Genomic DNA, 10202 nt, shown 5'->3' with positions numbered 1-10202 from the left:
GGATTCCATCGCGAACCTGCCGCTGAACGGCCGCAACTATCTGGAACTGGCGCTGCTGGTGCCGGGAAACTCGCCGGCGCCGAACTTCGACCCCACCAAGACGAACACCGTGCAGATCTCTTCCGCCGGGCAGCTGGGGCGCGGTGGGAACATCAGCATCGACGGCGCCGACAACAACGACGATGTGGTCGGCGGCGCGCTGCAGAATATCCCGCAAGACGCGGTGCGGGAATTCCAGATCGCGACCAACCGCTTCTCCGCCGAACTCGGCCGTTCGGGCTCGTCGGTCATCAACGTCGTCACGCGCTCCGGCAGCAACGAACTGCACGGGTCGATCTCGTTCTTCGAGCGCGACGACGTGCTGCAGGGGCTGCCCGCGACCTTCGACCGCACCCTCGGGCAGACCCCCGACTTCAGCCGCCAGCAGTACGCCGCCGCCATCGGCGGGCCGCTGGTGAAGGACAAGGCTTGGTGGTTCGCCGGCTTCGAGTACCGCGACCAGGACGGCGTCGTGCTGGTGGGCCGCCGCGACGTCCCCACGCAGACCATCCAGCGGCTGTTCGCGCCCGCGCCGCTCACCGACCTGATGTTCACACCGCGGCTCGATTGGCAGGTCAGCGACAAGGACCAGCTCAGCTTCCGCTACGCCGTGGAGCGCGCCGACGCAGTGGACTCCAGCACCTTGATCCGCGCCCTCGGTTCGGCCACGCAGAGGCAGGACGGCGAGAACCATTACCAGTCATTCGTCTTCAACTGGACGCGCGTGATCTCGAACGACATCGTGAACAAGGCGTCGATCAGCGTGAACAACTTCATCAATCGCACGGAACCGGTCGCGCCCGGCCCGCAGTTCACTTTCCCGAGCATCCAGGATGGCGCGTCCTTCCGCGTGCCGCAGCAGACGCGGCAGAATCGCCTGCAATGGAGCGATAACGTCTCCTGGAACGTGGGGCGGCACTTCTTCCGCTTCGGCGGCGAGATGCAGCGCATCGACGCCGACTTCGACTTGCGCGTCTTCCAGCAGGGGCGCATCGAGTTCCTCGAGGACTTCGCCCCCTTCGATCGCAACGGCGACGGCCTGGTGAACGACCTCGACCTGCTGTTCGCCGTGACCCTGCGCAGCGCCTTCCCCGACCGCCCGCTGCTGCTGCCCGATTCAGACAACAATTACGTCGCATTCTTCTTCCAGGACGACTGGCGCCTCCACCCGCAGTTCACGCTGAACCTCGGCCTGCGCTATGAACTGGACACGGACGTGAAGAATATCGGGCGCTACGCGGAGCTGAACCCGATCATCCTCCCTTTCCTGCACGGCTCCCGCGGCATGGACACCAACAACCTGGGGCCGCGCATCGGCTTCAACTGGGCGACCAGGGACGCCCGCTTCAGCGTGCACGGCGGCTACGGCATCTACTACGACCGCATCACGCTGGAGATCAGCTCGCTGGAGCGCGGCCTGGACGGGCGCGCGCTCCCCATCGAGGTCCGTGCCGGCAACGTCTTCTTCCTCACCGGCCTGGGAACATTCGCGCCGGGCGCGCCCACGACCGCCGACCCCTTCAGCGGCTTCCCGTTGCCGGGCGCGGGCGCCGCGGGCATCAACATCATCGCGAACAACATGCAGAACCCCATGGTGCAGCACTTCAACCTCGGATTGGAGAAGGCGCTGGGCGGCGACTTCGTCGCCAGCGCCGATTATCTGCATGACCTTGGCACGCACTTCATCTACGGCCGCCCCATCGGTTCCGTCTTCAACCCCGTCGTGGGCGGTCCCGATCAGGTGAAGGCGCTGGAATCGAGCGTGAACACGAAGTACGACGGCCTGCTGCTGAGCGTGCGCAAGCGTATGTCGCACCGCTATCAGTTCATGGCCTCGTACACCCTGTCGAAGGCGTTCAACTACTCCAACGACGACCAGATCCCGTTCGCCAACGGCCCCATCGACCCGAGCGATCTCCGGCGGGAGTACGGCCCGGCGCCGAACGACCAGAGGCACCGCTTCGTGGTCTCCGGGACCGCACTGCTGCCGTGGGGCTTCCGCGTCTCGCCCATCTGGACGGTGGCTTCGGGCGTGCCCATGGACATCCTGCTGCCCGACGCCAGCAGCCGCGTGCCGGAGTTCCAGCGCAACGCGGGTGGACGCGTCTTCCACACCGCCGACGAGTTGAACGCGGCTCTGGCGGCCCTCAATGCCGGCCTGCCGGTCGTCGATCAACTGCCGCTCGTCGCCCCAGGCGCGCGCTTCAACGACAGCTTCAACTCGTTCGACATCCGGCTGGCGAAGACGTTCAAGGTGCGCGAGCGGTTCTCGATCGAGGCGATGGCGGAAGCCTTCAACCTGTTCAACGTCACCAACATCCTGGGAGTCTCGAACCTGAATTACTCCGGCTTCAACAACGTGCTGGCACGCGACAGCAATGACCCGCTCGACCCCGGCTACCTAAGCTCGTCGTCGTTCGGCCGGCCTGTCACGACGGCCGGCGGCGTGTTCGGCTCGGGAGGCCCCCGGGCCTTCCAGTTGGCGGCTCGATTCACGTTCTAGACCCTCGCAGGAAAGGAACGTTGCGGTAGACCATGCCGGCCCGTATGCTGGCCGGCCAGTCGTCGACTCTTTCGCCAGGAGGCACTGCCGATGGGCCACGCTGCGGCGACGTTCCACCGCTCTCTCGCGCCCGTAGACATCGCGATCATCGTCGTCTACTTCCTCATCATCTTCGGCATCGGGATGTACTTCGCCCGCCGGGAACGGACTTCCGCGGATTATTTCCTGGCAAGCCGTGACGTGGGCTGGTTCGCGATCGGCGCCTCGCTCTTCGTGTCGAACATCTCGACCGAGCATTTCATCGGACTGGCGGGCTCGGGCGCGACCTCGGGCCTCGCCGTCGGGCACTTCGAATGGCTGGCCTGCATCATCGTGCTGATCCTGGGCTGGGTGTTCGTGCCCTTCTACCTGCGGTCCAATGTATTCACGATGCCGGAGTTCCTGGAGCGCCGCTTCAACCGCTCCTGCGCCGTGTATCTGGCGAGCATCTCGATCCTGGCGTATGTGTTCACCAAGATCTCCGTGCACCTCTATGCGGCGGCGGTGGTGCTCGAGCGCGTGGTGGGCTGGAGTCCGATGACGGCGGCGCTCATCCTCGTCATCGCCACCGGCGTGTACACCATCGCGGGCGGGCTGGCTGCCGTCATCTACACCGACCTGGTGCAGACCCTGATCCTGATCGCCGGCGCCGTCGTGCTCACCTGGATCGGCCTCGATAAGGTCGGCGGCATGGAGGGGATCCGCGCGGCTGTGCCCGCCGGTTACTTCCACATGTTCAAGCCCGCCACCGATCCGGAGTTCCCCTGGACCGGCATCTTCTTCGGCGCGCCCATCCTCGGCATCTGGTACTGGTGCACCGACCAGGTCATCGTGCAACGCGTGCTCAGCGCCAAGGACGAGGGCCACGCCAAGGCCGGAACCATCTTCGCCGGCTTCCTGAAGATCCTGCCGGTGTTCATCCTCGTTCTCCCGGGACTGATCGCGTACGCCTTGTACCCGCAGATGTTCAAGGTGGAGAACGGCCAGGTGATGAACGGCGACATCGCTTATCCCACGCTCATCGTGAACCTGCTGCCGACGGGCCTCGTCGGCCTGATGATCGCGGCCTTGCTGGCCGCCTTGATGGGCGCCATGAGCTCGGTCTTCAACTCGGCCTCGACCCTGGTGACGCTCGACTTCTATAAGAAGCTGCGCCCCAACGCGAGCGAGGTGCAACTCGTGACGTTTGGCCGCGTGGCCACCGGCGTGATGGTGGTGCTCGGGATCCTCTGGGTGCCGTTCATCCACCTCATCAGCAGCCAGCTCTACATCTACTTGCAGAGCGTGCAGGCATACATCAGCCCGCCCATCGCGGCGTGTTTCATCTTCGGCATCCTCTGGCCCCGGCTGAACGGCACGGGAGCGATCTCCTCGCTGCTGACCGGCTTCGTGTTTGGCGCCCTGCGCTTCACCTTCGAGATCCTCGACAAGATGGGCAGCGGCCATCGTTTCACGTCGCCCATGATCCGCGCGCTCCTCGACATGAACTTCCTGCACTACGCCATCGTGATGTTCGTGATCTGCTCGGCGGTGCTGGTGCTGGTGAGCCTCGCCGGCCCCGCGCCGGAGCGCAGGAAGATCGCCGGGCTCACCTTCGCCACCGTGGACATGAAGATCGACACCAGCGAGGTCGATCCCGTCCTGTTGCGCGAGCAGTACAAGCCGGCTCCCGAAACACCGCTCGAGCGCCGCATCAACATCGCCATGAGCGTGCTCCTGGTGGCCTGCGTGGTCGGACTATGGATCTACTTCCGATGAGCGCGACCGGGGCGCGCGCGCTGCCTTCGCGAACGACGCAGCGCGAAGCCGAGCTTCGCCTCCGCGGCGGGCCGCTGCAGCGCTTCCTGAATGGCGAGCTGCGCTCGGTCGCGCTGCTCTACCTTCCCTATCATCTATACGACGTCACGATCGGTCGCGCGGGCGCCACGCGGCGCTCGCGCTACGCCGGCGACGCGCTTTGCGGGGCGCTCGATCCCTATGAGGTCGATTCGCTGCCTGAGGCATGCGTCCCGGCGGAGGGCCGCAACGTGCTTCCCGTGATGCTCTCCCCGGAAGCAGGAGCGGAGCGGCTGCGCGACCAGTTGCGGCGGATGATCTACCGCCAGGGCTTCTTTCGCGCGGGCAAGCTGGAGATCGCGGTCCAGCCGGCGGGAGACAGGATACTGGTGCCATACTGGGCGGGCTTTTACGGCCGTGGACAGGAGGCACGCTTGCGGGTGCTCGATGGCGTGCGTGGAACGCTCGAGGGCGCCAAGGCTCGGGAAATGGTGCGGGAATGGTTGATGGCATGAAGAAGAGAACCTGCTCCTTGTTGGCCGTGGCCGTCCTCGGCGGCTTGCTGTTGGCGGGCACCAGCACGCGCGGCCAGGAAGCGAAGCCGCCTACCGAGTTCCGATCCGAGACCACGCTGGTGGTGGTCGACGCCATCGTCACCGACAAGAAGGGCCACGTGGTGACCGGGTTGGACGCCTCCGCGTTCAAGATCCTGGAAAATGGCGTGGAGCAGAAGATCGTGAACTTTTCCGCGCCCACGCTCACACCGGGAGCGACCGAGGCGCCGGCCGGCGCGCCGCGCATCTCCACCGCCCCGACCAAGCCGGCCTTCCCGCAGTTCATCACGGTGGTGCTCGATCTCTCCGATAACCGGCCGATGAACATCAAGCGGTCCTGCGATGCCGTGTTGCAGCATCTGCGCAAGGTCACGACCGAACATCCGCAGGTCGCGATCTATTACATCGAGCATGGGCTGCATCTCGCGCTGCCTTTCACCGCCGACTATGAACAGGCGGGAAAGACGCTGGATGCGCTCGAGCGCCGCGCCTCGCGCGGGACGATCACGGGAACAGACCGGCGCGCCATCCAGGAGCAGATCGACGAACTGTACCTGATGGCGCATCCGGAAGCCATGTCGGCCTCCGGCACCGCGCAACTCGGGCCCTCAGCCGGCTCGCGCAGTGGTCCTTCCAACCCCTTCGCGCAGGCCTACATGCGCGAGATCAACACGCTGCGCGGCTTCCTCAGCCTGGCGAACACCTTCCAGGTGCGCGACATCATGGTCGCGCTGCGCTCGATCGCGCTTGCCTACCGCGACCTGCCCGGGCGCAAGAACGTGATCGTCTTCTCCGAAGGCTTCCCCTATGCCTCGGGCGCGAACCCGCAGATGGACGCGCTGATCGCCACCGCCGACCAGGCCAACGTCTCGTTCTATGTCATCGACCCCAGCGGCCTCGACACCGGCGTGGGGATCGAGCGGCGCGGCATCACCGCCCTGAATTCGCAGATCAACGAGATCTCCGAACAAGGCATCGGCGACACCATGGGGGGCGAATCGAAGTTCGACCGCATGAAGATCCTGGGCGACAGGTCGCTCACCGACCAGCTCGACTTGCTCGCGACTTCCACCGGCGGCTTCCTCGTGAAGAACACCAACGACCTGCAACCGGCATTCACACGCATCATCAATGAGACGAACAGTTTCTACGTGATGACGTTCCGTCCGAGCGATCCGGTGGCCGATGGCACGTTCCGCACGCTGCGCGTGCAGGTGGCGGGCGAAGGCCTGCAGATCCGCCATCGCAAGGGGTACTGGGCGATCCCGCAAGGCCGCGGCGTCATGATGAGCCCTGCCGGCGCGCAGCTGCTCGCTTCGGTGAATGCCGGCACGGTCAGGAGCTCGCTCTCCCCTGCGATGCAGGCCACGGTAATGCTCGCTCCCGATGGCTCCTATTACGTCCCGATCTCGTATTCGGTGCCCGCACAGCTGGCCGTCGGCGCGAATGAGAAGAGCCCGCCGCTGAACGTGATCGTGGTGGGGCGCGACCGCGAGGGGCGCATCGTCACCAGCTACGAGAAGGAGTGGCGCCTGGTCGCCGAGGCAGCGGAGCGCAAGGGCAACATCACCTTCCAGGGACAGCTGCCGTTCTCCGACCAGATCGCGTCCGTCGACCTGCTGTTGCGCATCCCCGACGGGCGCTACGGCGCGGCCTCGGCCAAGCTGAGGATGCCGACCACCGGCTCGCCGCAGCTTTCCGACATCGTGCTCGCGACCGAGATGGAGCAGGCGGAGTGTCCCGACCACGCCGAGGCGCTCTGCATCGGCAACGCACGGTTTCATCAGCCGGCCACCCCCGCGCTCTCCGAAGGCGGAAGGCTGATCGCGGTGGTCGCCGCGAGCGGGCTTGCGCTGGACGCGCAGACAAGGAAGCCGCGCGTCGGCGCTGTCTTCAACGTGAAACAGGGCGGTAAGGCCCTGGGCTCGATCCCGGAGAAGAACGTGCAAGCCATCCCCGGGATCCGGCCGGATACCGTCTGGTTCGTCGCGCAACTCAGCCTGAAGTCGTTGCCCGCCGGCAACTACACGCTCGAAGTCGTTACGAAGGATTTCGGAGGCGACACCTCCGCTTCGAATGCGACCGCCTTCGACATCCGTTGACGCTACCGGGCTTCCGGCAGCGCGTCTCCGGACGCTTCAGTGCTCGCGGAGTGACTTGAGCGACGCCTTGGCCTGCTCGGCCATCGCGCCATCCGGCGATTCGCTCAGGTAGGTGGTGTACTCCGCGATAGCATCGGCGTCCTTGTGTTGAAGTTCAAGGGCGCGGCCGGCGATCCAGTGGGCGATGGCAAAGCGGCTGTGCTCGAGCGAGTGCACCTTGGCAGCCGTGGTCGCAGCCTCTTCCAGCTTGTTCTCCAGGAGCAGGATGTTCGCCAGCACCGTGAGCGTTTCCGGATTGTTGGGACTGGTGGCCAGGGCCCGCTGCAGCAGCGCTTCGGCTTCGGGGTTCTTGTTCTCGCTCGCCCGGACCTTGGCGAGGTTCAGCAGAGCTTCACCGTACTTGTCGTCGGCAGCGATGGCCTTCTCGAAGGCTTCGCGACCGCGCTCGTGGTCCCCCGTCTGCATGTACGTGATGCCGAGGTCGTTCCAGGCGTGCGCATATTGCGGGTAACGCTCGATGGCCTTGCGAAAATGCGCTTGCGCGCGAGCGACGTCGCCCGCTTCGAGCGCCCGTTGCGCTCGTTCGAACTCCTTGCGTGCCTTCGCAGGCACCTGCAAGTCCGTGGCCGCAACGACCCCAGGATTCCCCACCACCGGCGCGCCCTTCCTTCGCGGGACATGGATGGTCTGCGAGCCGGAAGCGTTGAGATCGAACGCGTCGGAAGTCGTCGTCTCCAGGCTCAGGTCGCTGACACGGATGCGGTAGTAGCCCGGCTCGATCTGCCGCAGTTCGAGCGTGCCTTCTTCGGTGGTGTAGTTCGACTGTGCCGGGACACCAGTATTCGCATCGATGAGCTCCACCCGCACTCGCGGCACCGGCTTGCTGGTCTCGGCGTAACGCACGTAGATGCGCAGGTCGACCGACTTGGCGCCGGGCCGCTGAGCGCAGGCGGACGCAGCCAGGAGCAAGCAGCAGCAGATGCCGGCCCATATCGCTGGCTGACGGCCGCTTCCCATCGGAGGGACTCCTTCACCGCGGTCCGTTGGGACCCGCAGCTTTGATGAGCGCCGCGCGGCCTATGCGTGAGCGCGCTGCCTGGCGCTTCTTCAGCCAGACAGTGTACTCCGCGACGCCCCGGGCGCAGCTCGGCCCCACTCCGGAACCATCCAGCCGGCAGGCTTCCAGCATCTCACCTGCTGCGCACTCGTCCGAGGACCCGACCATGAAGTGGATTGCCTTCGATCAGGAGACCGCGGCTGCCCTGGCGCAGCACGTGGAGAACGTGGAAATATCACGAACGGCCGCCGGCGAAGTGGAGAGCGCGCTGGAAGCCGCCGCTGCCGGACCCGCCGTGCTGGTGACCGGGGCCGCGGACGGCGAGCACACGCTGGTTGCGACCTTCCGCACGCGCACGCAGAACGAGTCCCTCGCGGGTGAGCCCGTCGAGCCCGACGCGTATCAGCCGGGAGGCTTCCTCGGCCTCGCCGATGAGCCCGTCTACCACGACAAGAAACGTTGACCCCGGCCAGAACAGGAAAGCCCCGCCGCGGCGGGGCTTTTGACTTTCACCTGACTAGAAGTTGAAGGCCAGGCCGCCGCGCACCGCGCGCGCCGCCTGGACGAGGTAGAGCGTCTGGCCGTCGCGGCCCACGACCGGAACGTATCCCTGGGCGAGCAGGTTGCGGATGTCCACCAGGACTTCCATGTTGGGCGGAAGGAAGGCGACCTGCGGCACGGGCTGGCGGAGGAAGACGCTGAAGTACGGATCGGCCTGGCCGGGCGAGGCGTCGAACCAATCCACCGGGGTGAGCGCGCGGCCGTTGGTCCAGCGATAGCTTGCGATCCAGCGCGTCTTGAGGCGCGGCGCGCGCCCCGAGAGCTTGGCAGCGACCGCGTGGCGCCGCTCCTGGCGCAGCGTTGCCCGCATCACGTCCCACGCCAGATCCTTGTCAGCCACCGCGATCACACCGCCGGTCGAGTACTCGAGCGTGCCGGTGAGCGCCTCGTTGAACTCCTGCTGCACCACCACGCGCGCCCCCGTCGTGCTGAGGTCGCCGCCGTTCCAGGTGAAGGTGCTGGAGTAGACGTCGGGCAGGTAATCGCCGGAGTCGGCGGTCACGTCGCCCGCGCCCACCAGCGCCGCGTTGAAGATCTGGTCCATGTAGGCGGCGGCCTGCACGCGCGTGCGGCCGAAGCGGCGCGAGAGCGAGAGCTCATGATGCCGCGCCCGCTCCAGCACCGGCTGGTCGCCTTCCAGCGACATCCGCGGGCCCGACTCGCTCAGGTCTGCCGGCGCGCTGTCGAAACCCTTGGCCGCGCGCGTCGAAGGCTGCGAGCTGGCGTAGCGGTACTGGAGCACCATGTCGGGACCGAGATGCAAGTCCACGGTGCCGAACGGCTTGAAGGCGTGCACCTGGCGGGCGAACTGCACCGACTGGAATTCGCTGCCTGCGGTGACTTCCACGAGATCGGCGAGCGTGACGCTGTCGCTGGCGGTGAGCGAATAGGCTTCCAGCGCTCCATACTGCGGGACGCTCGCGATGGTGGCGAAGCGGCGCGCGGTCAGCGCGACCTGCGGGCGCGAGCTGCCGAACTGGTGCGAGTAGGTAGCGCGCAGGACGCCGCCGGGCTCTCCGTTGCCATACCCCACGTTGCCCTTGAAGCTCAGCGTGCCCGAGGAGAACAAGGAGCGCTCGAGGGTGAAGGCGGTGCTGGCTTCCGCCGTCGAGCCGAAACCGGCCGCTTCCGACCCCGCGACGAAGGCGACGTGCGCCTTCAGGCGGCGGTCGTCGGGATGGTCGGCGCTGGCGACGACGACGGCCTCCCCGTCATCGAGCACGCGCAGGATCGGGCGGTTCCCTACCGAGCGCAGCGTCCACTTCCAGTCGTCCTCATCCTGCGGCGAGTTGCGCCGCGTGGGCATCATCTGGATGGCTTCGAACAGGGTGCTGAGCGTGACGTTGACCAGCAGGTGCGTGCCGCTCGCCAGGCGCACGTTCTCGCGCAGCGACGGCAGGAAAGCGGCGGCGCTCACCCGCATGTGGTAGGTGCCGGGCTGGATCTGCGCGGCGCGGTACTGGCCGTTCTCGTCGGAATAGACGCGCCGCACCACCGAGCCGCCGGCGGCGATGACCTCGACCGCCGCGCCCATCTGCGGCACGCCGGCGGAGTCGCGCACCAGGCCGGAG

Annotated in this window: 7 protein-coding genes; 5 read left to right on the top strand and 2 right to left on the bottom strand. The window is 66.5% G+C overall.

Annotated elements, in window-relative coordinates; genetic code table 11:
* The 4 genes from VLA96_00035 to VLA96_00020 form a co-directional block, all read left to right on the top strand.
* A partial coding sequence (locus VLA96_00035; protein HSE47575.1) for a TonB-dependent receptor occupies positions 1-2542 on the top strand: 2542 nt, incomplete at its 5' end.
* Between the two features lie 90 nt (positions 2543-2632).
* Positions 2633-4339: a sodium:solute symporter gene (locus tag VLA96_00030; GenBank protein ID HSE47574.1), complete on the top strand. Its 1707-nt coding sequence runs from the start codon at positions 2633-2635 to the stop codon at positions 4337-4339.
* Entirely contained in the window at positions 4336-4872 is a 537-nt protein-coding gene (locus tag VLA96_00025; protein ID HSE47573.1) for a hypothetical protein, read from the top strand. Before VLA96_00030 ends, VLA96_00025 begins: the two co-directional genes overlap by 4 nt.
* On the top strand, positions 4869-7013 hold the full coding sequence (locus VLA96_00020; GenBank protein ID HSE47572.1) for a VWA domain-containing protein: 2145 nt from the start codon (positions 4869-4871) through the stop codon (positions 7011-7013). Before VLA96_00025 ends, VLA96_00020 begins: the two co-directional genes overlap by 4 nt.
* Before the next feature lie 36 nt (positions 7014-7049).
* On the opposite strand, the gene VLA96_00015 is transcribed toward VLA96_00020, so the two are convergent.
* Positions 7050-7982 (bottom strand): tetratricopeptide repeat protein, encoded by a 933-nt coding sequence (locus tag VLA96_00015; GenBank protein ID HSE47571.1) that lies wholly within the window; start codon positions 7980-7982, stop codon positions 7050-7052.
* Between the two features lie 254 nt (positions 7983-8236).
* Between VLA96_00015 and VLA96_00010 the strand changes: the two genes are divergently transcribed.
* Complete coding sequence (locus VLA96_00010; protein ID HSE47570.1) at positions 8237-8533, top strand: hypothetical protein; 297 nt, start codon at positions 8237-8239, stop codon at positions 8531-8533.
* A gap of 54 nt (positions 8534-8587) precedes the next feature.
* Here the strand turns inward: VLA96_00010 and VLA96_00005 are convergent.
* Positions 8588-10202: carboxypeptidase-like regulatory domain-containing protein (locus tag VLA96_00005; protein HSE47569.1), on the bottom strand; the 1615-nt coding region annotated here is incomplete at its 5' end.

It is taken from the genome of Terriglobales bacterium (assembly GCA_035457425.1).
Lineage (GTDB): Bacteria > Acidobacteriota > Terriglobia > Terriglobales > Acidobacteriaceae > JACPNR01.
The sequence above is the reverse complement of the archived record's forward strand: the minus strand, read 5'-3'. Positions and strand labels throughout refer to the sequence as shown.

Bases quoted from the DNA above. Each gene is read 5' to 3' on its own strand.
- VLA96_00030 (HSE47574.1), top strand. From the start codon at position 2,633: ATGGGCCACGCTGCGGCGACGTTCCACCGCTCTCTCGCGCCCGTAGAC.
- VLA96_00025 (HSE47573.1), top strand. From the start codon at position 4,336: ATGAGCGCGACCGGGGCGCGCGCGCTGCCTTCGCGAACGACGCAGCGC.
- VLA96_00020 (HSE47572.1), top strand. From the start codon at position 4,869: ATGAAGAAGAGAACCTGCTCCTTGTTGGCCGTGGCCGTCCTCGGCGGC.
- VLA96_00010 (HSE47570.1), top strand. From the start codon at position 8,237: ATGAAGTGGATTGCCTTCGATCAGGAGACCGCGGCTGCCCTGGCGCAG.